We start from the raw sequence: 22,324 nt of genomic DNA on the forward strand, positions 1-22,324 counted from the left end.
CCCTTCGGGCGAGCCGCTCCAGCGGCTCTTGCTTGCAATAATACGTAAAAGCCCGGGATTAGGAAAAAACCCGTACATTGCCGTCCTTTTTTTGTAGAGAATGGACCTTGCGAATAACACCAAAGCGTATAAAGTCGGCATCGACAACCGGGATATCCTAAAGATGGCGCTCCCCATCAGCCTTGCCATTCTCGTTCCCCAGATCAATTTCATCACCAACAACATTTTCCTGGGTCATCTTGACCAGGTGGGCGATGCGTTATCCACCGCCGGCATCACCGGGGTCTATTACCTGTTGTTCGCCGTCGTCGGCCAGGGGCTGAACAATGGCCTGCAGGCGCTCATCGCGCGGCGGGCAGGCGAAGGCCGGGTGGAAGAGATCGGCAAGCTGTTTTCGCAGGGAATGGTGATCGCACTGGTGCTGGCCTTCACCGGTATTCTCGTGACCTGGCTCGTCGCGCCGGCCGTCCTGTCCTGGTCACTGCATTCGGCGCCCCTCCGGGAACAGGCCATCAGCTTTCTGCGCATCCGCATCTGGGGTCTCCCCTGTCTCTATGTCTACCAGATGCGCAATGCCCTGCTGGTCGGCACCAACCAAAGCAAATTCCTTGTCTTTGGCACGCTGGCCGAGACCATCGTCAATATCACCCTCGACTACGGCCTCATCTTTGGGCATTTCGGGCTCCCTGCCATGGGTTTCAACGGCGCGGCATGGTCATCCATCATCGCCGAGGCTTCCGGGATGATCGTCGTATTCGCCGTCATCCACGCCAAGGGCATCAGCAAGGAGCTACAGCTGTATAAACACTGGATCATCGATAAGGCCAATGTCCGGCTGATTCTCATCCAGTCCTCCCCGCTGGTCTTCCAGTACATCGTCAGCATCGTGGCCTGGGTCTTCTTTTATATCCTGGTCGAGCACCACGGCCGCCAGGCGCTCGCCATCAGCAATGCCATGCGTAACATCTTCGGGTTGTTCGGGGTCTTCACCTGGGCCTTTGCCTCTACGACCAACGCCATGGTGAGCAATATCATCGGTCAGGGCATGGAAGACAAGGTGATCCTGCTCATCAACAAGATCGTCCGGCTGAGCCTGGCCATCACGATCGTCATTTTCATCCTCTGCAATGCCTTCCCGGCCGTCCTGCTATCCATTTACGGACAGGATCAGGCCTTCATAACAGCCGCCATTCCTGTATTCCGCACGGTCTCGCTGGCTATCGTCGCCATGTCCTTCTCCATCGTTTGGCTCAGCGCCGTCACCGGTACCGGTAACACCCGCATCAACCTCCTGATCGAGGCCGTCACGATCGTCATCTATTGTTTTTATGTTTATTTCACGCTCGAGAAATGGCATCTGTCCCTGGTAATCGGCTGGATGTCGGAATGGGTCTACTGGCTCTCCATGTTCGTTCAGGCTTTCTTCTATATCCGCAGCGGCCGCTGGAAAGGAAAGGTTATCTGAGTCGCATCCGCGGCAATGTCCCGATGCCGGCGCTTACTCTGTGAGCGTTTTCAACAGTGCCTGTTCCTGAGCCCGCACGGTCCGGTCATCATACATGCCGTCCGGCAGACCCGCCATGCGCCGGAGCAACGCGACGGCCTTGTCCTTTTCTCCTTCCCGCCGGTAGGCGCGGGCCAATTCGTAATAGTTGAGCAGGAAATCGGGCCGCAACGCCATACTCTTCTCATAGTCGCGGATCGACTCGTCCAGTGAAGCCTCGGGCAATGCGCCAAAGAACCAGCGGGCCAGCGTCCGCTCGACAATATTCAGGTCGCTGACCTCGTATTCCCAACGGCCGAGGATATGGTAAGCCTTGTAATTCCCCGGATCGTACCGGATGGCCTGTTCGGCATACCGCTTGATGTCCTTTGCCGCCGTGACGCGTTCCTTACCGCTTTGGATAAGCGCCATCCGGGCCAGCGAGAAAGCCATCACGATATTGGCTTCGGGATCGGTGGAGTCCACCCGGTAAGCCGCCCGGGCATACCGGTAACCCGCCTCGAAACAGGCGACCTTCTTCTCCCGGTCGCTCAACCGGTTGCCGATCCGGCAGGAAAGATCACTGCACCGGCAAAGCGCGACAAGCTGATGGGGTTGAATTTGGAGGATCTGTTGGTAGACCGGCAGGGCTTCCTCTTCTTTAAAGGCCGCTTCCAGCCTTGCGCCGCGGCTGAGCAAAGCCGCAATATCGGGAACGGAGGAGCCCATGCTCTGTGCGGACGACCGATGCGGCAACAGCAGCAGCAAAAAAAACCATCTCATCATACCTGGATTCAACGCTTTTCCTGCGGGTGTAGTTGCCGCCCCTTTGCCTATTCGCCGTTAAATTTTTTATGCAGCGTCATCCCGGCCTTCCCCTGGAAATTCCCGATGGGCGCCTGCAGCTTATAGATGGAAAGCACCGCCTCGCGGATAAAAGGATACTGTTCCTTGATCTTGATGATGATCTCTTCGGCGATCTTCTCCAACAACGGCGAGGGCTGATGCATCCGCTCCTTGATGATGCCGAATATCGACACGTAGTTGACGATCGAATCCAGCCCGGTAAACGGGCGGTCGCTTTCATCATACGACACGTCCAGGTTCACCTCGAAGGTGTTGCCGGTGGTCAATTCTTCCTTGAAGACGCCGTGGCGCCCGGAAAAGATCAGATTATGTAATTGTACGGTAACCATATTATCTTAATGTATCCCTTTTGCGGAAAGGTAGCGCTCGGCATCCAGTGCGGCCATACACCCGCTTCCCGCGGCCGTCACCGCCTGGCGGTAGATCTTGTCCTGCACATCACCCGCGGCAAAGACCCCTTCGACGTTGGTCCTGGACGTCCCCGGAACGGTTTTGACATACCCTGCTTCATCCAGCTCGAGGAAATCCGCAAAGATGGCCGAATTCGGCTGGTGGCCGATCGCGACAAAGAATCCGCTGATGGGGATCTCTTTCTTCTCGCCGCTTTTATTGTTATGAATACGCAACGCTTCTACCTTGGACTCCCCGAGTATCTCATCGGTCTGTGAATTCCAGTACATCCGGATATTCGGCGTCTGCTGCACCCGCTCCTGCATGATGCGGGATGCCCGCATCCTGTCGCTGCGCACCAGCATGTGAACAGTGGTAGCCAGTTTGGAAAGATACAGCGCTTCCTCAGCAGCCGTATCCCCCGCCCCGATGATCGCAACTTCCTTATTGCGGAAGAAGAATCCATCGCAAACCGCACAGGCACTCACCCCATAGCCATTCAGCCGCTGCTCGGATTCGAGTCCCAGCCATTTGGCCGATGCGCCGGTGGCGATGATCACCGAGTCGGCTTCGATGAGCTTTTCTTCGTCGATCCACACCTTGTGCGGATGCCCCGAAAAATCCACCTTCGTAGCCAGACCATAGCGGATATCGGCACCCATCCGGGTCGCCTGCTTCTCAAAATGCACCATCATCTCCGGCCCCTGCACTCCGTCAGGATAGCCCGGATAGTTCTCCACTTCCGTGGTGATCGTCAGCTGCCCGCCGGGCTGAATGCCCTGATATAAAACGGGCCGAAGATTGGCGCGGGCGGCATATACCGCAGCCGTGTATCCTGCCGGCCCCGAGCCGATGATCAGACAATGTACTTTTTCACTTGGGGTTTGCTCCATGCTGGGTTTATTTTTTAGCGAACAAATGTAAGGCGAAAATGCGGAATGGAATGTCTTTTATAAGACAAAAGCCCTGACCAACTGGTCAGGGCCGTATTCATCTCGTGAGTGACTTTTATCCCAGGTAAGCTTTCAGCGCATTGCTGTAGCGTGCCTTTTGAAGGCGTTTGATCGCCCGTTCCTTGATCTGGCGGATACGCTCCTTGGTCAAATCATATTTCTGCCCGATCTGCTCGATGGTTACCCCATTTTCGCCGTCCAGGCCAAAATACGCATTGACGATCTCTGCTTCGCGGGGGCTCAGTGATTTGAGCACGCGGCGGATCTCGGCGCGTAAAGAATCTTTCATGACGTCGTCGTCCGTCTCGTCACCACCTTCCAGCAAATCACCCATAGCTACATCCTCAGCCTCGTGAACCGGGGCATCCAGGCTGCTGTGACGGGTATTGCTCTGGAAAATGTTGTTGATCTCCGTCTCACTCATTTCCAGCAACTCGGCCAACTCTTCCGTACTGGGCTCCCGCTCATGTTCCTGTTCGAAAGCCATGTACGCCTTGTTCGCCTTGTTGTATGTGCCAATTTTGTTTTGAGGCAGGCGGACTAATCGGCCCTGCTCTGCCAACGCCTGTAAAATGGACTGGCGGATCCACCATACCGCGTATGAAATGAACTTGAAACCCTTGGTTTCATCAAAGCGTTGAGCCGCTTTAATTAAGCCGAGGTTGCCCTCGTTGATCAAATCACTCAGTGATAACCCCTGGTGCTGATACTGCTTTGCTACGGAGACCACAAAGCGAAGGTTGGCCTGGACCAGCTTGTCCAACGCCTTCTGATCGCCCATTTTGATCCGTTGTGCGAGGACCGTCTCCTCTTCCGGAGTGATCATCGGGATCTTGGAGATCTCCTGCAAATACTTCTCAACCGCCTGGGAATCACGGTTTGTAATCTGTGTAGCAATTTTGAGTTGCCTCATATCTGATAATAAAAAAAGATGACAAAATAGACAAGCCGCCGGTGCGGTTTACTTCAGGGGGTACTACTAATAAACATCAACAAGCCTGGGAGAGTTCACGGAGGGGCGCAAAAAAGATATAAAAATAAATTAATGTCATTCCGTCCAGAACCGTTTGCGAAAGTAGTCACGAAATCTGGAAAATCATAGCCCTGTGGATTAAATTGGGAGCTTTTTAATCTTTTTTTTAAGCAACGCGATGAAAGAAGCACTCAATTTGTCGCCTTGCAATTCTCCGGGACCCTTTGCAGATAGGGCTCGACGATAGATTTTAAGAGTGTGTTAACATCCGGGGCCTTTTCCAAATAATTGATCCGCATCAATAACCGATTTCCTGACCACCGGCCTTGAGCACCAGGCTCTTCTTTTCGGCCCCTTCGACCCGGCCCACTACCCTTGCCTCGATGCCGAGGTCCTTTCCTGCCCGGATCAGGGCATCGGCCGACCCCGCATCGGTAAAGACCTCCAGGCGGTGGCCCATATTGAAGACCTGGTACATTTCGCGGTTATCCGACCCGGAAGCCTGCTGGATCAGCCGGAAGATGGTTGGCGGCTCAAAAAGGTTATCTTTTATCACCCGGAACTCCCCGGGCAGGTATTTCATGCACTTCGTCTGTCCGCCGCCGCTGCAATGGATGAGCCCGTGGATGGCCCCGAAATGCTCTCCCAGCAGCCGCTTCAGCAGCGGGGCATAGGTGCGCGTCGGACTGAGCAGGAGATGCCCGATATCGGTCGACACCCCGACCCTGCCGGCCTCGGCGGCCGGAATTTCCACCGCATCGGTCATCCGGTGCGGCCCGATATAGACCACCCCCTCATCAAGCGAGGTATCGTAGGACTCATGAAACCGCGCGCCATAGGTCTTATGAAGCACATCATGCCGCGCGCTCGTCAGGCCATTGCTCCCGATCCCGCTGTTATAGGCCGATTCATAGCTAGCCTGGCCAAAACTGGCAAAACCCACGATCACGTCCCCCGGCCGGATCCCGTCATTGGTGATCAGCCGGTCTTTTGGCCATCTGGCGGTCATCGTGCCGTTGACGGCAATGGTCCGCACCACGTCACCCACATCGGCGGTCTCACCGCCCAGATACCGGATGCCGACACCGTATGTTTTCAGTTCGTCAAAAAACTCCTGCGAACCGTTGATAATCGCCGAAAGCACCTCCCCGGGAATATTCCGCTTGTTCCGGTCGATCGTCGAGGAGAAAAGCAGATTATCATAGATACCCACGCAGAGCAGGTCGTCCAGGTTCATGGCGATCGCATCCCGCGCAATCCCCTTCCAGACCTCCAGATCCCCGGTCTCCTTCCAGTACAGGTAGGCCAGGATACTCTTGGTCCCTGCCCCATCGGCATGCATGAGGTTCACCCAACCGGCATCCCCGCCCAGGTAATCGGGATAAATCTTGCAAAAAGCATTCGGGTAGAGCCCCTTATCAAGCCGCTCGACGGCCTGGTGAACTTCTTCTTTCTGAGCGGAAACCCCGCGCTGGGCATAGAGTGACATAGGCGGCAAAGGTAACAGATAAATCGCTTAGATTTGCAACGCATGGTTATCTATCGACATCTCGATCAACTACCTCTTTTTCAGCGTTCAGTAATCACTATCGGTACCTTTGACGGCCTGCACAGCGGGCATGTTCGGATCCTCCGGCAACTAAGGGAGGAAGCCGCCCGCATCGGGGGCGAGACTGTGATCATCACCTTCTTTCCCCATCCCCGCAAGGTCGTCCGGGGCGGCACCGAAGAGGTCCGGCTGATCAACACCCTGGAAGAGAAGATCCAACTCCTTTCCTGGCAGCAGATCGACCACCTTGTCATCGTGCCCTTCACCGAAGCCTTCTCCCGGATGACGGCCGAGGAATATATCCTGAACTTTCTGCTGGCCCGGTTTCATCCCCATACGGTTATCATCGGCTATGACCACCGGTTCGGCCAGGGCCGCAAAGGGGACTATCACCTGCTGGAACAGTTCAGCGCAACGGAAGGATTCGTCCTGCAGGAGATCCCCGTCCACCTGCTGGACGAGGTATCGGTCAGCTCCACCCGCATCCGCGAAGCCATCCGGCGCGCCGATATCGACACCGCCAACCAGCTCCTGGGTTATCCTTTCTTCTTCTCGGGGATAGTGGTAAAAGGCAACCAGCTGGGCCGGACACTCGGCTATCCCACCGCCAATCTCGACCCGGGCAACGACGAAAAACTGATCCCCGCCGATGGCGTCTATGCCGTCGAAGCCGAACTCCTGCCCTCCGACGCCCCCCTTTTCGGGGGCAAAAAGATGCAGGGGATGATGGGCATCGGCATCCGGCCGACCATCAACGGCAGAGACCGGACCATCGAGGTCAACCTTTTTGATTTTGATGAGGATATCTATGGGCGGGAGCTGCGAGTCTTCGTGAAGAAATTCCTGCGGCCCGAACTCAGGTTCAACGGACTCGAAGAATTAAAAGCCGCCCTGGCGCAGGATAAGCTGGACACCCTCGCGGCACTCAACCCATGATCTTGACCACCAGCTCTTTTAACAGTGAAGCATCCTCGACGCCGGCGCTGCCGACCCCGATGCTCTTCAGATTATAGGCATGCAAAAGCAGCAGCCCCTGCTCGATACCTTCGAAATTATAATTACGCAACGCGGCCAGGTAGTCCTTGGCAAAATAAGGATTGACGCCGATGGCAGCGGCAACCCCCTTCTCGTCCCGGGCGGGCTGGCCGAAGATCATATACACCTTGGAAAAGAAATTGTAGATCGACGGCAGGATCAGCTGGATCGGCCCCGCCTTGGGGTTACCTTCAAAATACTGAATGATACGGATCGCCTTCGCCCTGTCCTTCTTGGCAAACGCATCCTGTAATTCGAACACATTGTATTCCTTGCTCACCCCCACATATCGTTCGATATCGTCCTCCGTGATCTCCTTCCTGCCGGACAGGTTGACGAGCAGCTTCTCCACCTCGTTGTTGATCCGGTTGAGATCGTTGCCGATATGATCCACGAGCAACAGCAGGGCCTTCTGTGCAATGTTATATCCCTTCTGCCGGATCAACTCCGCCGTCCACTCCGGCAGCTGGTTATCATACATCTTCCTGGTCGTATACAGTTCGGCTTTATCCTTTAACAGTTTGGCCAGCTTGCTGCGCCCATCCACTTTTTTCTCTTTATAAGCGACAACAAATACCGTCGAAACCAGCGGCTTGTCGATATAGGCTTCCAGCTTGTCGATATCCCGCATCTGCTGCGCCTCCTTCAACACCACGACCTGGCGTTCTGCAAACATCGGATATCGCCGGCAGGCATTGATGACGGCCGTCCAATCGGCATCCTTGCCATAGAAGACCGTAAGGTTAAACCCGGCCTCGGCCTCCGACAGAATATGATGTTCCGCATAGTTCACCAGCACATCGATATAATATTCTTCTTCCCCTTCCAGCCAGTATACTGGTTTGAACTTTAACTTTTTCCAGTCACCGAGTATCTTATCAACTGACATTCATCCTCTTTTTTGTGAGGCAATATTACATAAATCTTTAGGAATCAGTCGTGGAACACAATAAAAAGGTTTTTGGCACGGTTTTAGACTAAAGCCAGATGTACCCGCAAAACCGGTTACAGGAATCAAAAACCATTTCTATAATTTGAAAAAACAATAAGCTATGAGTACGACAACCAACTATCCCTCAGCTTCACCCCAAAGTCAACCTCCTAAAAAGGATTACAAGAATCTGGTCATCGGTCTGCTGGCAGCCGGCTTCCTTGGCACATGGGGCTACCTGCTCTGGAACAACAACAAACAAGAACAGGTTCAAACCCAGCAACAAGCTCAAATTTCTAAGGTTTCAGACGAGAAAGGACAACTTCAGAAGAACTTTGATGATGCCCTCGTCAGACTGGATAGCCTCACCGGCACCAACAACAAGCTCTCTTCCACCGTCAACGAAAGAGACGGCCAGGTAGCAAAACTCAAGGGCCAGATCCGCGGTCTTTTGAGCAAGAATCACCTCACAGAAGCAGAAAAGAAGAAAGCTGAAGACCTGATCAAGGAACTGAACGACAAGGTCAGCAACCTCGAACAACAGGTAGCCCAGCTTACGCAGGACAACCAGCAGCTGAATGCTGACAAAACCGCCCTGACGGCTGACAAAGAAAAGCTCACTACTGATCTCACTTCCACCACTGCCGCCAAGCAGGACCTGGAAAAGAAAGTAGATGTAGCTTCTACGCTCAACGCTTCCAACATCTCCGTCACTCCGATGCACGAACGCAAGGATGGCAAGGACAAGGAAACTACCACGGCCCGCCGTGTAAACAAACTGATCATCGGCTTTGACGTTGCTAACCGCATCGCTCAGACCGGCCAGACCGATGTATATGTTTGCATCACCGGCCCCGATGGCAAGCCCATCTCGGTTCCAGCACTGGGTAGCGGTACGTTCAGCACCCGCGACGAAGGCGACAAGGTATTCACTGCAAAGGTTCCCGTTGACTTCGAAGCCGGTAAGATGAAATCCGTACAGTTCGCCTGGAAACAGAACAGCGAATTCTCCCGCGGTAACTACAAGATCGAGATCTACCACAATGGTTTCAAGATCGGTGAAGGCACCCGCGAACTCAAGAAAGGCGGTATCTTCGGTTAGTCGAAGACGTCCATAACGAAAAAAAGAGGCCGTCTCATGCAAAAAAGTAGACGGCCTCTTTTTTTATCTTATGTCCGAAGCAGCTTCGCTAGCTTCGGGGGCCCCGGCAATCGCCGGGGTTTTTTCGTTAAAGCAATGCCCGCAACGCCGCCCGTCCCGTATGGACGATCCCCGTACTACCGGCCTTGCGCCCCTCATATTGCAAACTCAATTCCAGGTTATTCCCCAGCTTTTTGGTGAGGTCGAGATTCCACAGGTAGTTCTTCCCCGGCTGCAGCCCCTCCAAAATCGTATACGCAACCGCCGAAGTCGTACTCGGCGCTTTTCCGTCACCCCCCTTGTACACGATGGAACTCATCGTAAACCGGCCCTGGATCGACGTACTCTGGAGGATATTGTACTTGAAATCGGTGTTCCAGGCCTCCGACGTATACGTCTGTCCGCCCCACTGTTCCGCGTTTTGTTTCGACGTCAGCCGGCAGCTGAGGCCGATCCGCAGGTTCGACCGCCGGGTGAAGGTCAGCCCCGGCTCCGCCGACCATTGCTTCAGATTGTAGTTGGCGCTGTCGAAATTGGTGCTCGAATTATTATACTGATTGATCCCATCCCGGAAAACACCCGTCAGGGCGATCGACTTGCTCATGTTCAGCCTCGTCCTCAGGGACCATTCGTTGGTCTGCCTCGTTTCATATCCATAGGTCAGCAGGGTCTTACCCCCGTTGCGCGTATTGCTCAGATCAAAACCCCAGCGGGGATCGCTTCGGTTGAACGACAGGGTATTGACAATGATCAGCGCCCGTGTGATCAGCGCCGTATCGCTGAACGGCGCCTTGAAGGGGTTATATTCGATCAGCCCACGGGCCTCCTCCTTTTGATTCAGTTGCATTGAAGACTGGAACAGGATGCGGGCCAGGAAATGCATAAAGCTCCCGCTCTTCGGCGTCACCACCGACTTGGGGGTAAGCGAGAAACTGAAATTGAAGGTGTTATAGTTGGCCTTGATATAGTCGTTGGTGGGGGTGTAGACCCGGATATATTGAGCCTGATCCTGAAACTGCGCCAGCACAAACTCACTCAGCTGCTGGATCCCGTCTTTGTTATAGTCGATCCATGCATACTGCCCCGTACCCGCGGGAACCTGCAGATAGGTATAGCTCAGCCGTTGCTGCTGACCGCTGCCGATCTCATAAAGGATATTCCCCCGGAGCAGCCCCTTCCACTCGTTGATCACATACTCCACCCGCCCCAGCAGGGTCTTGTCTCCCCGCTGTGACAGGATACTGCTGTCCACCGTATGCGCCGCTGCGTTACTGTCGGCAATCTGCATCTCCCGGTAGCTGGCATTGATATGGAATTGATGATGCGGGTTTTTCAGAAAATCCGCGAAGACATTGAAGGTTCGGCTCCGGTCACCTACCAGCAGACTTCGCCCATAGGGATAGGCATTGGTCCGCGCCGCAAAGCTCATCCCCCACTTGTTCGGCGCCTTTTCGGGGCTTTTCAGATAGGCCGACCAGGTATGAAAGGCAAAGCTGGTGGCCGTTATCGAATCGGCCAGCTTGTCCTTGTTCTCGTTCCGCTCCAGCGAATAGCCCCCGCCGATGACATAATCCTTCAAAAAGCTGAGCTTTCGCGACAGGTCCACGGAAGGCCGGAAATAGTACCCCGAGAACCGGTGGCCGCTGTCGCTGGTGGTGAGGCTCACCTGGTTGTTCAGGTTCCAGCCCCACAGCTTTTGCCGCTGGGTGATCATATTGCGCGTTCCCGTAAATCCATCGCCGCGTTCATACCTGGCGATATCGTACCGGAGGCTGTTATTGTTCTTATCGCTAAGCTGCAGCCCCGCGTTGTATATTTTCTCGTCGGCCGGGTTGACATAAAGGGCAAGCCCCCAATCCCGCGTAAACTCGGGACTCCGCAGCCGCTCGATCGGGGTAAAATTCTTCTGTACGTATTCGAAGCCCGCCGTAGAGGTCAGGTTCAGCCCTTTGGCCGCCCGTCCCAGCGCCTTCACATTCTTGAACGTAAACTTCATGGCGTTGCCGTTATCATTGCCCTTGTCGATGGTCGACAGCGTATTGACATCATAGTGGCTATGGGCCAGCTCCGCCGTCATCGTGGTGTGCTTGTCGAGCAAATAGTCAACCCCTACCGTCGCCACCTGCTGCGTTTTGGGGGTGACCAGAAACTCCGCCGCATCGTAGGAGCCCTGCATCACCCCGTTCACGGGGGCCACCCAGTAAAAGACACTGCCGTTTACTCCGTTGAGATCCGGGATATAATTCCCATAGCCCTGCCCCACATTCGAAAAGGAAAGGCTGTACAGGGTCTGGCTGGCGTCGGCGGAGAAAACGTAGACGGAATCATGCACCAGCGTGCCCGCCGCATTCTTGTAGGTGGTGTCGATCTTCTTGTAGAGGACCTTTCCTGCGGCAAACGTATCGACATTGGCCACCGGGTAAAAGGCCCGCTGGATGCTGTCTCCGAGTTTGTTCAGGAATTTGTTCTGGTCCTGCGTCAGCGTTTGATTGATCGGCGAGTTGCGCGAGTCGCTGTTGCTGAACAGGCCCACCTTCAACTTCAGCTTATTATCGATATTCGCTTCGTCATACAGGTACAGGTTGACGTTTAGATAGTTTCGGTCGGCATACTCGAATTCCACCTGGATACGGGCATCCTGGCTGATCAGGCGGTTAGGCGTAAAAGTGATCTCCGCCGTGTTGTAATTGATGATATAGTCCTGGTCTTCGCCACGCTGCATCAACTGGCCGTCGATGAATACCTTCTCGGTGCCCGCCAGGACGATAAAATACAGTTCCCCGTTGGCGCCCTGCAATTTGTAGGGTCCCTGGTTGCCTTCCTGGCCCTGGAAGATGTTCCGCGCAAACTTGCCTTTCGCGATGGCTGCGCTGACAAGGGTCTTGTTCGTGATCCCCGGGGCGATCTGCGCCGTCGTCTCGAAGGAAGCGCCCTGCAGTCGTTTGTAGAAGTTCAGGAAATAAAGCTGGTTCTGCCGCAGGTCGATATCCCCCATGGTCAACGCCCAGTTCTTCTTCTTGAACTGCAGCATCACCTTGTCGAATTCGTTGAGGTTGGCGGTCGTGCCATCCGGTTGTATCGGGATATTGTTGTCGGTGATGGCTGCGACGATCTCGATGCTGTCGGCCAGGTAGCCGCTCATCTGCAGGTTGAGGTTGGAGGTGACGACCGCATCCTGGCTGTTGCCAAAGGTGATGCTCCGGCCAAAGCTGCCGTTATAGGTGATGTTGCCGAAATTGAAGAAATCCTCGGTGTTGCTCCGCCCATCCTTGTCCTTCTCGTAGGGCCGGAACAGGAAATAGCTCGACACGCTGTCGAAATTGAGCCGCCGGGCCACCGAGTTCAGCCGGTAGGGAAACACCCGGTAGACGACGAGCACGCTGTCCAGGCCGGTCGGCGGGTGGGTCCAGGTGAGCGTCGCATTCACCCAATCCAGCCGGTAGGCGCTGTCGCTGACGCCTTTACAAAAAAAGGCCCCCGGAACAAGACTGGACGAATCGATCGGGATCCGGCCATTCCTGACGGGGATGTATTTCAGGTGGAGGTTAGACAGGGAGGGGGGCCGCACAGGACGTCGCGCCGGTCCGGCCCGGGTCATGGAGGGAGAAGCCCCCCCGCTTCCACCCGCGGCCCCCATGGACGGGGAATACCCGGGATTGTTGCTTTGCCGCTGCAGGGCCCCCGGCGTCCCCGGAGTGATCGCGCCCCGCTGTCCGGCCATCGCCGAGCCCAGTTGGGCATCCAGTTTCATCTTCAGGGAGTCCGTCGACCCCGCGGGGGTGACGTTCAACGAGTCTACCTGCCGGAGCATCGCCGCGGCGCTCAGCAGGGTGTCTGCCTTGACTTTTTTCAGGGAATCCGCCCGGTGCAGGCTATCGGCCCGGGATAGGGAATCGGCTGGTTTCTTCGTGGTGTCGGCCGCCTTTCTTGCGGAATCCATCGTTCGGGCTGTGTCGGCCGACCGTTTGGCCGTGTCGACGCCCGGTTGCTGACCTCTGGCGGCGAAGCATCCCCCACAAAACAATCCCACAAGTATAAGCAGCCTTTGGATCAACAACCGAGGTTTTTCTTAAAAATGGAAAATCAGCACATTTATTGTATCGGCCGGCCCATTCCAGGAGAATGGGCCGCCGGGCTCTAATAAATTTACCGAAACCGCCGCCCACGCCGGTTCCTGCGCGCTTTTCCACCGGGAAACCCCAACAAAGCTGCTATGTAAAGATTGGCCTACGCCTTCACGAGGTCCTCCCGCGGATACATTTCCTCCCGCAGCTGCTTGACCCGGGCGTCCTCGAGATACTCGTCGAAGGACATCAGCCGGTCGATGGCGCCGGTCGGCGTCAGCTCGATGACCCGGTTGGCCACCGTCTGCAGAAAGGTATGGTCATGGGACGTCAGCAGGACGATCCCTTTGAAGTTGCTCATGCTTTCGTTAAAGGCCTGGATGGACTCCAGGTCGAGATGGTTGGTCGGCTCGTCGAGGATCACCACATTCGGGTCCTGCAGCATCATCCGGCTCAGCATACACCGCACTTTCTCACCCCCCGAAAGCACATTGGTGTTCTTCAGCACCTCGTCGCCGCTAAACAGCATCTTCCCAAGAAAACCACGCAGAAAAGGTTCATCCACATCCGTGACATGGGGCGGAACGAATTGCCGCAACCAGTCCATCAGATTTATCTGCTGTCCTTCGAAGTATTCGGTATTGTCATTCGGCAGATACGCCTTGGTCACCGTCGTACCCCACTCATACTTCCCCCCATCCGCGGTAACCTCGCCGTTGATCAGCCGGAAGAAGGTGGTCAGCGCCAGGTGATCCTTGCTGACAAAGGCAACCTTATCGCCCTTGTTGAGGCTGAAGTTGAGATTTGAGAACAAATAGCGGCCGTTGTCGGACTTCTTGGCGAGCTTTTCGGTATTCAATATCTGGTTACCCACCTCCCGCAACTGCTTGAAGATGATCCCCGGGTAACGACGGTTGGACGGCTCGATCTCCTCGATCGTCAGCTTTTCCAGGGCCTTCTTCCGGGAAGTGGCCTGCTTGGACTTGCTGGCGTTGGCAGAGAACCGGGCGATGAAGTCCAGCAGGGCCGCACGCTTGTCTTCCGTCTTCTTGTTCTTGTCCGACATCTGGCGGGCGATCAGCTGCGAAGACTCGTACCAGAAGGTATAGTTGCCTGTAAATATCTTGATCTTTGTCCGGTCTACGTCCGCGACATGCGTACAGACCGCATCGAGGAAGTGCCGGTCGTGGGAAACGACGATCACGATATTCTCATAGTCGGCCAGGAAGTTCTCCAGCCAGTTGATCGTCTCCACGTCCAGGTCGTTGGTCGGTTCGTCCAGGATCAGGATGTCCGGATTGCCAAACAGGGCCTGCGCCAGCAGCACCCGTACCTTCAGGGCGCCATGCAATTCCTTCATCAGCTTCCCCTGCACCGCCTCTTTCACCCCGAGGTCGTTCAGCAGCGCCGCGGCATCGCTCTCGGCGGTATAACCGCCCATCTCCCCAAACTCGCCCTCGAGCTCGCCGGCCCGGAGCCCATCCTCTTCGGAAAAATCGGCCTTGGCGTAGATGGTATCACGTTCCTGCATGATTGACCACATCTTCTGGTGCCCCTTCAGCACGGTATTCAGGACCGTGTCTTCGTCAAAGGCAAAGTGGTTCTGGTTGAGAACGGCCATCCGCTGCCCCGGGGCGATCTCGATCGCACCCTTCGAAGGCTCGATATCACCCGCCAGGATTTTCAGGAACGTAGACTTCCCGGCCCCGTTGGCGCCGATAACCCCATAACAATTCCCTTTCGTAAAACTAAGATTGACTTCGTCGAATAGAACCCTTTTCCCAAATGAAAGGGTGACATTGTTCACTCTGATCATGGGCGCAAAGGTACAATCAAAAAAATGCCGGACCAAACCGGTCCGGCACGAAAAATTCGCCGGTTTGCCCGCCGCCGCCGGCTATTTATCCGCCGTCAGGCCGCTTCGCCCATATTCGGCATTCAGCCGGGCTATATTGGCAATGGAAATCTCTTTCGGACACACCGCCTCACAGGCTCCCGTCGCCGTACAACTGCCGAAGCCTTCCTTATCCATCTGCGCGACCATATCCGTCACCCGGTTCTTCCGTTCCGGATTGCCCTGCGGCAGCAACGCCAGATGCGACACCTTCGCCGAAACGAACAGCATGGCCGAACTGTTCTTACAGGCCGCGACACACGCCCCGCAGCCGATACAGGCCGCAGCGGCAAATGCCGTATCCGCCTTCTCTTTTTCGATGGGGATCGAATTGGCATCCACCGCGTTCCCGGTGTTCACCGAGATATACCCGCCGGACTGGATGATCCGGTCGAACGAACTGCGATCGACCACCAGGTCTTTGATCACGGGGAAGGCGTTGGCCCGCCAGGGCTCTACGACGATCGTATCACCGTCCTTGAAGGCCCGCATATGCAGCTGACAGGTCGTCGTCCCCTCCCAGGGTCCATGCGGCCGGCCGTTGATATACATGGAACACATCCCGCAGATCCCTTCCCGGCAGTCGTGGTCAAATGCAATAGGCTCCTTGCCCTCCACCACAAGACGCTCGTTCAGCACATCGAACATCTCCAGAAAGGACATCTCCGAAGAGATCCCGCTGACGGAATAGGTCTCGAAGCCGCCTTTGTCGTTCTTGTTCTTCTGTCTCCAGACCTTAAGGGTGAGGTTCATCGTATAATGTTCCATAACAAATTCGCTTAGTGGATACTTTTATTTTTCAAATAATTCAAATAGTCTTTATATCGGATCGGCGGCTTTCCCGCCGGTTGAAAATTATACCAGTAGATCCAGGCGTTCAGCTCCTGGCCATTCCGCATCCGCACCTTTCCCTTCTTCCGCACAAACTCCCTGCCTTCGTACTTATCCAAAACCCGGAACACATTGCCCGGATCATGCACCAGGAACACATCCCCAACCACCTCCCTACCCGACCGGTCCTTCACCGCCCCCGGATAGCTGCCGATATCGTACATCGCCGCGCCGATCTTTGCCTGCCCCACATACTTCCAGCCTTCCCTCAGCTTATCCTTTAGTTTCAGGTCATAACGCTTGCGCAAAGTGCCATATACGAATAAATAGTCGATCATGCTCTTGCCAATAGGCCCTTCAGCTTCTCAAAACCATATTTGTCGATCCATTCCCGGCAATCCATGTCAGTGCCTATCTTCCCCAGGTAATAATCAAAAACATCCCACACCTGTTCCAGTGGCAAATGCCCTCTGAAATGCAGTACGCCGATAAACTCGAAGAAGTTGAGAAAGTCCGTAAACTTCTCCTCATTCTGCCGCTGCACCACCGGATCGCCTACATTCAGCCGTTCATGCAGGACGCCGTAATCCAGCCAGGAACGTACTTCTTTATAGGTCGTATTTTCAAAAAACTTTTCAAACAACGATTTCAACCACTCTGCCTGCCGGATCCGCACCTGCTGGCGATAACTGAAGGCGGCGATAAAAAAACCTAATCCGCCGAGCCCAGCCATCACTTTGGCCACCAAATCGATCCAATTCACTAGCATAGAAGAAGGTTTTACTTATAGCTCCGTTGCGTCGGATGCACGATCTCGAATTCAAGGGCTTCCTTATGCAACTCCCAGCTGCTGTCCCCTTTGTATTCCCAGGCCGCGACAAAAGCAAAATGGTCGTCATCCCGCTTTGCCTCCCCATCCTCCGTCTGCATCTCTTCCCGGAAATGACCGCCGCAGCTTTCCCACCGTTGCAGCGCATCCTGGCACATCAGCTCGCCCAGCTCGATAAAGTCGGCTACCCGGCCGGCCTTATCCAGTTCGGGATTGAACTCCCCGACACCACCGGTCACCCGCAGGTCCTTCCAAAACTCCGCCTTCAGCTGACGGATCTCCTGGATCGCCTCTTTCAGTCCCGCCTCGTTCCGGGCCATCCCGCATTTTTCCCACATGATCTTCCCCAGCCGCTTGTGAAAGCTCTCGGGGCTTTGAGTGCCGTTGATATTCTTCAACCGGGCCAGCCGGTCGGCCACTTCCTTCTCCGCGGCCACAAAGGCCTCGTGCGATGTTGGTATGGCCTTCGTCCGGATCTCTCCCGCCAGGTAATTACCTACCGTATAAGGGATGACGAAATAGCCATCCGCCAAACCCTGCATCAGCGCGGAGGCCCCCAGCCGGTTGGCGCCATGATCGCTGAAGTTCGCCTCACCAAGGGCATACAGCCCCGGAACGCTGGTCATCAGTTCGTAATCCACCCAAAGCCCGCCCATGGTATAGTGGACAGCCGGGTAGATCCGCATCGGTGTGATATAAGGGTCCTCGCCGGTGATCTTGGCATACATATCGAAGAGGTTACCATATTTTTCCTTTACGACCCCCACCCCATGACTGCGGATATCCTCCGCCGTAGGATGGTCGATCCCATGCTTGCGGCATTCGATCTTGCCATACCGGTCGATCGCTGTTGCAAAGTCCAGATATACCGCCTGCCGCGATGTACCCACTCCATAACCCGCATCGCAACGCTCCTTTGCGGCGCGTGACGCCACGTCCCGCGGGACCAGGTTGCCAAAAGCCGGATAGCGGCGTTCGAGATAATAATCTCTTTCTTCGGCGGGGATCTCGTTGGGTTTGCGGGGATCGTTCTGCTGTTTGGGCACCCAGATGCGTCCGTCATTTCGCAGCGACTCCGACATTAGCGTCAGCTTCGACTGGTGGTCACCCGTCACCGGTATACAGGTGGGATGTATCTGCGTAAAGCAGGGATTGCCAAAATAAGCTCCTTTTTTATGCGCCTTCCAGGCAGCCGTGACATTGCTGCCCATGGCGTTCGTAGAAAGATAAAAGACGTTGCCATACCCGCCGCTGCAGAGCAGCACCGCATGACCGAAATGCCGCTCCAGTTCCCCGCTCACCAGGTTGCGGGCGATGATCCCCCGCGTTTTGCCGTCGATGACCACGATATCCAGCATCTCATGCCGGGTGTACATCTCCACATTCCCAAGGGCTACCTGCCGTTCGAGCGCCTGGTAAGCGCCGATCAGCAGCTGCTGACCGGTTTGCCCGGCCGCATAAAACGTACGCTGCACCTGCACCCCGCCAAACGACCGGTTGCTCAGCAGCCCGCCATATTCCCGCGCAAAGGGTACGCCCTGTGCCACGCACTGGTCGATGATATTGGCGCTCACCTCCGCCAGCCGGTGTACATTGGCTTCGCGGGACCGGTAGTCGCCACCCTTTACCGTATCGTAAAACAACCGGAACACGCTGTCCCCGTCATTTTGATAGTTCTTGGCTGCATTGATGCCGCCCTGGGCCGCAATACTGTGCGCCCGGCGGGGCGAATCCTGAAAGCAAAATGCTTTCACCTTATAACCCATCTCTCCCAGCGAAGCTGCCGCGGAAGCGCCGGCCAGCCCCGTTCCGATAATGATGATCTCGATACTGCGCTTGTTGGCCGGGTTCACCAGCTTCACATGGCCTTTATAATCTTCCCATTTTTTATCAAGAGGACCTTCGGGGATATTTGATTGGAACATGACGAATCGTATGTTTTGATGAGGAAACTATACCCAGTTGAAATACATGGAGACCGGCATCATGGCAAAAGCCAGCGGCACGATGATCGAAAATCCGATCCCGACTCCATTGATCAGGCTCAGATAACGGCTGTTATATACGCCGAGCGACCGGAAAGCGCTCTGGAAGCCATGCATGAGATGATACGCCAGCGAGATACAGGCGATGACATAGACGATCACCACCCAAAGCTGGCTGAAGGTCTCCTTCATCAGGCCGAAAAGATCATGCACCGTGCCGCTGCTGTAATCGACCTCTGCCACACCTGTGAAGCGGGAAGGGATCCAAAACTGCTTCCAGTGGATGATCAAAAACAGCAGGATGACGGTGCCCAGCAGCCCCATCGACCGGGAATACCACTTGCTTCCCTTATTGCCCATCGGCACCTGATAGCCGACGGCGCGTTTCTTCCGGTTCTGGAATTCGAGGATCAACCCCTGGATCAGATGCAGAAAGATACCCGCGAACAATCCCACCTCCAGAATACGGATGACCACCGTCGCACCCATGAAATGGGCCGCCTTATTGAACATCTGTCCGTCATCCATAGCCCAGATACAGGCATTGATGCCGACGTGCACCACCAGGAAAAGGATCAGAGAGACCCCCGTTAGGCCCATAACGAATTTCTTGCCTACGGATGAAGTAAAGAGTTCAGACCATTTCATAATATTCACTTTTATGCCAACCGCGCAAATTTAGCACAGGAAAGGTTTAAAAATAGCTTTCATTTACTTTTTTTGTCGGTCAAAAGACAGTAAGACGGGAAATCGCCGTTGTTTAGTATCTTAGCCGCCAAATTTCCCAATCGGTCCAGGACCGATTGCCCCAATTTTATAAACGACGACAAATGAAGAACGAAGAAGATTTTGAAGCGAACCTGGCCGGCGATGAAGGACAAAGCGAGGAGAGCAAGAGCGGTTGGTTCAGGCGCATCAAAAAGGGTATTCTGACCAGTACGGCAGAAAAAAAAGAGACACCCGAAGGTCTCTGGACCAAATGTCCCAGCTGCAATTTCATCTGCACCGTCACGGAGTTGCGGGAAAATCTGTTTGTTTGCCCCAAATGCGGCCATCATCATCGCATCGGCAGCGCCGAATATTTCGAGATCCTTTTCAACGACAACCGATATGAAGTCCTCTTCGAGAACATCCGCTCCAAAGACTTTCTTCACTTCACCGATCTGAAATCTTATCAGCGCCGGCTGGAAGAAACCTGGGCCAAGACCGATATCACCGACTCCATCCGCGTCGCGGTGGGAGACATCAAAGACCATCATATGGTCATCGGCTGTATGGACTTCGAATTCATCGGCGGCTCCCTTGGCAGTGTCATGGGTGAACGCATCGCCCGGGCTGTGGACTACAGTCTCGCCCACCGCGCGCCCCTGGTCATCATCTGCAAATCGGGCGGCGCCCGCATGATGGAAAGCGCCTTCTCACTGATGCAGCTTGCCAAAGTATCCGGCAAACTCTCTCAGCTGACCGACGCAAAGATCCCCTACATCTCCCTGCTCACCGACCCATCCTTCGGCGGTATCTCCGCTTCCTTTGGGATGCTCGGCGACCTCAATATCGCCGAACCGGGCGCCCTCATCGGATTCGCCGGACCCCGGGTGATCAAGGAGACCATAAAGAAAGATCTCCCCGAAGGCTTCCAGCGCAGCGAATTCCTGCTGGAACACGGGTTCCTCGATTTTATCGTCAACCGCAAAGAACTAAAGGAAAAGATCGCTACCCTGATAACCCTCTTCAAAGGGTAACAACCCATGGCTTCCAGTACAGAAATAAAGAACAGATCGGCCTATCACGACTATTTCATCGAAGACAAATACGATGCGGGAATGGTATTGGTCGGAACGGAGGTCAAGTCCATCCGCGACGGCAAAGTCAACTTCGTCGACAGCTTCTGCATCTTCTTCCAGGGAGAACTCTGGGTCCGGAACATGCACATCGCCGAATACCGTTTCGGCACCACCAACAATCATCTCGCCGTCCACGACCGCAAGCTCCTCCTCACCAAACGCGAACTGCGCAAGATGGAGAATAAGATCAAGGAAAAAGGCTATACCATCGTCCCGCTACGCATTTATTTCAATGAAAAAGGATACGCCAAGCTCGAGATCGGCCTCGGAAAAGGCAAAAAGGAATACGACAAGCGGGAGACCATCAAACAACGCGACACCCAAAAGGAGATAAAACGCTATCTCAACCGGCAATAAAACCCTCTCGGGGCCGTTACTCTTATTCGCGAAACGTTTGTTGGCACGAAAATTTCTGCCATATCGTCTTAAGGGGTCAATACCTCACTACCCGATGCAAAAAATACTGTACATATGTGCCCTCTTCGCCATGATGCATGGCGCCCTGTCCGCCCAAACCGTTTCCGGGTCCTGGTATGGCCATGCCGACGTTGACATGGCAGGCGTCCATAATAATTATCTCACAGAACTCGTCATCAAACAAAAAGGCAACCGCGTGGAAGGTATCTTCGGCTACTACTTCCGCGACAAATACCAAAGTTTCTTCATCCACGGCCGCTTCAACCCAAAGACCCGGGAGATCACGATCCTGAATATCCCCGTCATCTTTTACGCCTCCACCTCCACCCTCTACAGCGTCGACTGCAACACCAACTTCAAAGGCGTCCTGATCCACTCCCGCGCCGGCAGCACCGTCAAGGGGGCGCTCTACGCCGATGCCAAATACCGCTATACCTGCCCGAATATAAAAGTGAACTATGTCCTGGATAAAGCTGATAATCAAACAGATAGTACAATACAGGTGAGCTTGGCCAATGCCCGCATCTGGAAACCCCAGCCGGACGACCTGGTCGTCGACGCGATCACCGCAGCACCAACCGCACAGCCGGCCACCACCTCCCTGCCCGCACCGGTTGAAGCGAAACCCACCGCCGACACTGCCCAGGCCTCGGCTCCGGTTGCCGTAGCTCCGCCGCCGGTGGATCCCGTAAAAGAAGAAAATAAGAAAATAGAAGAGTCCTTCACCAAACGCAAACCCGTCGTCAATCGCGTCCTCGAGGTCGAATCCGATTCGCTCCGGCTTAGCTTCTATGACAATGGCGAGATCGACGGCGACAGCATTTCGGTCTTCGTGAACAAGAATATCACCCTCACCCACCAGGGCCTCTCGGCAAGAGCATTCAACCTCTTTCTCAAACTGGACAGCACAAAAGATATCAACGAGATCAGTATGTTTGCCGAAAACCTGGGCCGCATCCCCCCAAACACCGCCCTCATGGTCCTCACCGACGGGAAGAATCGCTACGAGGTGTTTATGAGCAGCAGCCTGTCCGAGAACGCGACCATCCAGGTCAAACGCAAAAAGCCAAAATCCTCCCTCGCCGCCACTCAACAACAGAAATAAATAAAAAGGCCCCGATCACCGGGGCCTTTCCTT

At 54.9% G+C, this 22,324-nt stretch carries 19 protein-coding genes; 6 read left to right on the top strand and 13 right to left on the bottom strand.

Features of this window, described 5'->3' with window-relative positions; genetic code table 11:
* Positions 1-100 precede the first annotated feature (100 nt).
* A complete protein-coding gene (locus tag VGM48_RS06055; RefSeq protein ID WP_331577068.1) occupies positions 101-1,465 on the top strand; it encodes an MATE family efflux transporter in 1,365 nt (454 codons plus the stop codon).
* 33 nt (positions 1,466-1,498) lie between these two features.
* Here VGM48_RS06055 and VGM48_RS06060 read toward each other — a convergent pair whose 3' ends face one another.
* The 5 genes from VGM48_RS06060 to VGM48_RS06080 form a co-directional block, all read right to left on the bottom strand.
* The gene (locus tag VGM48_RS06060; protein ID WP_331577070.1) at positions 1,499-2,269 is read right to left on the bottom strand and encodes a hypothetical protein; all 771 of its coding nucleotides are present in this window, start codon (positions 2,267-2,269) and stop codon (positions 1,499-1,501) included.
* 47 nt (positions 2,270-2,316) lie between these two features.
* The gene (locus tag VGM48_RS06065; protein ID WP_331577072.1) at positions 2,317-2,679 is read right to left on the bottom strand and encodes a dihydroneopterin aldolase; all 363 of its coding nucleotides are present in this window, start codon (positions 2,677-2,679) and stop codon (positions 2,317-2,319) included.
* Positions 2,680-2,685: 6 nt separating this feature from the next.
* Positions 2,686-3,633 (bottom strand): thioredoxin-disulfide reductase, encoded by a 948-nt coding sequence (trxB, locus tag VGM48_RS06070; RefSeq protein ID WP_331577074.1) that lies wholly within the window; start codon positions 3,631-3,633, stop codon positions 2,686-2,688.
* Between the two features lie 115 nt (positions 3,634-3,748).
* On the bottom strand, positions 3,749-4,606 hold the full coding sequence (locus tag VGM48_RS06075) for a sigma-70 family RNA polymerase sigma factor (RefSeq protein WP_188927610.1): 858 nt from the start codon (positions 4,604-4,606) through the stop codon (positions 3,749-3,751).
* 358 nt (positions 4,607-4,964) lie between these two features.
* On the bottom strand, positions 4,965-6,155 hold the full coding sequence (locus VGM48_RS06080) for an AIR synthase related protein (RefSeq protein WP_331577079.1): 1,191 nt from the start codon (positions 6,153-6,155) through the stop codon (positions 4,965-4,967).
* 42 nt (positions 6,156-6,197) lie between these two features.
* On the opposite strand from VGM48_RS06080, the gene VGM48_RS06085 reads away from it, so the two are divergent.
* Positions 6,198-7,151: a bifunctional riboflavin kinase/FAD synthetase gene (locus VGM48_RS06085; RefSeq protein ID WP_331577081.1), complete on the top strand. Its 954-nt coding sequence runs from the start codon at positions 6,198-6,200 to the stop codon at positions 7,149-7,151.
* On the opposite strand, the gene holA is transcribed toward VGM48_RS06085, so the two are convergent.
* Positions 7,141-8,139 carry a DNA polymerase III subunit delta gene (holA, locus tag VGM48_RS06090; protein ID WP_331577083.1) on the bottom strand — a complete coding sequence of 333 codons (999 nt, stop codon included), beginning with the start codon at positions 8,137-8,139 and terminating at the stop codon, positions 7,141-7,143. The genes VGM48_RS06085 and holA overlap by 11 nt on opposite strands.
* A gap of 163 nt (positions 8,140-8,302) precedes the next feature.
* Here holA and VGM48_RS06095 point away from each other — a divergent pair, with 163 nt between their 5' ends.
* Positions 8,303-9,283 (top strand): hypothetical protein, encoded by a 981-nt coding sequence (locus tag VGM48_RS06095; RefSeq protein WP_331577085.1) that lies wholly within the window; start codon positions 8,303-8,305, stop codon positions 9,281-9,283.
* Between the two features lie 127 nt (positions 9,284-9,410).
* Here the strand turns inward: VGM48_RS06095 and VGM48_RS06100 are convergent, their stop codons facing one another.
* From VGM48_RS06100 to VGM48_RS06130, 7 genes are all read right to left on the bottom strand, one after another.
* Positions 9,411-13,262 (bottom strand): hypothetical protein, encoded by a 3,852-nt coding sequence (locus VGM48_RS06100; RefSeq protein WP_331577087.1) that lies wholly within the window; start codon positions 13,260-13,262, stop codon positions 9,411-9,413.
* A 287-nt stretch (positions 13,263-13,549) separates the two neighbouring features.
* Entirely contained in the window at positions 13,550-15,202 is a 1,653-nt protein-coding gene (locus VGM48_RS06105; RefSeq protein ID WP_331577089.1) for an ABC-F family ATP-binding cassette domain-containing protein, read from the bottom strand.
* Between the two features lie 81 nt (positions 15,203-15,283).
* Positions 15,284-16,048 (bottom strand): succinate dehydrogenase/fumarate reductase iron-sulfur subunit, encoded by a 765-nt coding sequence (locus VGM48_RS06110; protein WP_331577091.1) that lies wholly within the window; start codon positions 16,046-16,048, stop codon positions 15,284-15,286.
* A gap of 11 nt (positions 16,049-16,059) precedes the next feature.
* Positions 16,060-16,449: a gamma-glutamylcyclotransferase family protein gene (locus tag VGM48_RS06115; protein ID WP_331577093.1), complete on the bottom strand. Its 390-nt coding sequence runs from the start codon at positions 16,447-16,449 to the stop codon at positions 16,060-16,062.
* Positions 16,446-16,880, bottom strand: a complete 435-nt coding sequence (locus VGM48_RS06120) for a hypothetical protein (RefSeq protein ID WP_331577095.1) — start codon at positions 16,878-16,880, stop codon at positions 16,446-16,448. The genes VGM48_RS06115 and VGM48_RS06120 overlap by 4 nt, the downstream gene beginning before the upstream one ends.
* A gap of 11 nt (positions 16,881-16,891) precedes the next feature.
* Entirely contained in the window at positions 16,892-18,865 is a 1,974-nt protein-coding gene (locus tag VGM48_RS06125; RefSeq protein ID WP_331577097.1) for a fumarate reductase/succinate dehydrogenase flavoprotein subunit, read from the bottom strand.
* Between the two features lie 27 nt (positions 18,866-18,892).
* Positions 18,893-19,573: a succinate dehydrogenase cytochrome b subunit gene (locus VGM48_RS06130; protein ID WP_331577099.1), complete on the bottom strand. Its 681-nt coding sequence runs from the start codon at positions 19,571-19,573 to the stop codon at positions 18,893-18,895.
* Positions 19,574-19,755: 182 nt separating this feature from the next.
* Here VGM48_RS06130 and accD point away from each other — a divergent pair, with 182 nt between their 5' ends.
* The 3 genes from accD (at position 19,756) to VGM48_RS06145 (ending at position 22,291) form a co-directional block, all read left to right on the top strand.
* Positions 19,756-20,667 carry an acetyl-CoA carboxylase, carboxyltransferase subunit beta gene (gene accD / locus VGM48_RS06135; protein ID WP_331577101.1) on the top strand — a complete coding sequence of 304 codons (912 nt, stop codon included), beginning with the start codon at positions 19,756-19,758 and terminating at the stop codon, positions 20,665-20,667.
* 6 nt (positions 20,668-20,673) lie between these two features.
* On the top strand, positions 20,674-21,126 hold the full coding sequence (smpB, locus tag VGM48_RS06140; protein WP_331577103.1) for an SsrA-binding protein SmpB: 453 nt from the start codon (positions 20,674-20,676) through the stop codon (positions 21,124-21,126).
* 94 nt (positions 21,127-21,220) lie between these two features.
* Positions 21,221-22,291 (top strand): hypothetical protein, encoded by a 1,071-nt coding sequence (locus tag VGM48_RS06145; protein ID WP_331577105.1) that lies wholly within the window; start codon positions 21,221-21,223, stop codon positions 22,289-22,291.
* The last annotated feature ends 33 nt before the right edge of the window (positions 22,292-22,324 follow it).

The organism is Puia sp. (genome assembly GCF_036500295.1).
In the GTDB taxonomy this organism is placed as follows: Bacteria; Bacteroidota; Bacteroidia; order Chitinophagales; family Chitinophagaceae; genus Puia.

What these genes read in the sequence shown, in the direction of transcription:
- VGM48_RS06055 (WP_331577068.1), top strand. Translation starts at nt 101, where the DNA reads ATGGACCTTGCGAATAACACCAAAGCGTATAAAGTCGGCATCGACAAC.
- VGM48_RS06060 (WP_331577070.1), bottom strand. Translation starts at nt 2,269, where the DNA reads ATGATGAGATGGTTTTTTTTGCTGCTGCTGTTGCCGCATCGGTCGTCC.
- VGM48_RS06065 (WP_331577072.1), bottom strand. Translation starts at nt 2,679, where the DNA reads ATGGTTACCGTACAATTACATAATCTGATCTTTTCCGGGCGCCACGGC.
- trxB (WP_331577074.1), bottom strand. Translation starts at nt 3,633, where the DNA reads ATGGAGCAAACCCCAAGTGAAAAAGTACATTGTCTGATCATCGGCTCG.
- VGM48_RS06075 (WP_188927610.1), bottom strand. Translation starts at nt 4,606, where the DNA reads ATGAGGCAACTCAAAATTGCTACACAGATTACAAACCGTGATTCCCAG.
- VGM48_RS06080 (WP_331577079.1), bottom strand. Translation starts at nt 6,155, where the DNA reads ATGTCACTCTATGCCCAGCGCGGGGTTTCCGCTCAGAAAGAAGAAGTT.
- VGM48_RS06085 (WP_331577081.1), top strand. Translation starts at nt 6,198, where the DNA reads ATGGTTATCTATCGACATCTCGATCAACTACCTCTTTTTCAGCGTTCA.
- holA (WP_331577083.1), bottom strand. Translation starts at nt 8,139, where the DNA reads ATGTCAGTTGATAAGATACTCGGTGACTGGAAAAAGTTAAAGTTCAAA.
- VGM48_RS06095 (WP_331577085.1), top strand. Translation starts at nt 8,303, where the DNA reads ATGAGTACGACAACCAACTATCCCTCAGCTTCACCCCAAAGTCAACCT.
- VGM48_RS06100 (WP_331577087.1), bottom strand. Translation starts at nt 13,262, where the DNA reads ATGGATTCCGCAAGAAAGGCGGCCGACACCACGAAGAAACCAGCCGAT.
- VGM48_RS06105 (WP_331577089.1), bottom strand. Translation starts at nt 15,202, where the DNA reads ATGATCAGAGTGAACAATGTCACCCTTTCATTTGGGAAAAGGGTTCTA.
- VGM48_RS06110 (WP_331577091.1), bottom strand. Translation starts at nt 16,048, where the DNA reads ATGGAACATTATACGATGAACCTCACCCTTAAGGTCTGGAGACAGAAG.
- VGM48_RS06115 (WP_331577093.1), bottom strand. Translation starts at nt 16,449, where the DNA reads ATGATCGACTATTTATTCGTATATGGCACTTTGCGCAAGCGTTATGAC.
- VGM48_RS06120 (WP_331577095.1), bottom strand. Translation starts at nt 16,880, where the DNA reads ATGCTAGTGAATTGGATCGATTTGGTGGCCAAAGTGATGGCTGGGCTC.
- VGM48_RS06125 (WP_331577097.1), bottom strand. Translation starts at nt 18,865, where the DNA reads ATGTTCCAATCAAATATCCCCGAAGGTCCTCTTGATAAAAAATGGGAA.
- VGM48_RS06130 (WP_331577099.1), bottom strand. Translation starts at nt 19,573, where the DNA reads ATGAAATGGTCTGAACTCTTTACTTCATCCGTAGGCAAGAAATTCGTT.
- accD (WP_331577101.1), top strand. Translation starts at nt 19,756, where the DNA reads ATGAAGAACGAAGAAGATTTTGAAGCGAACCTGGCCGGCGATGAAGGA.
- smpB (WP_331577103.1), top strand. Translation starts at nt 20,674, where the DNA reads ATGGCTTCCAGTACAGAAATAAAGAACAGATCGGCCTATCACGACTAT.
- VGM48_RS06145 (WP_331577105.1), top strand. Translation starts at nt 21,221, where the DNA reads ATGCAAAAAATACTGTACATATGTGCCCTCTTCGCCATGATGCATGGC.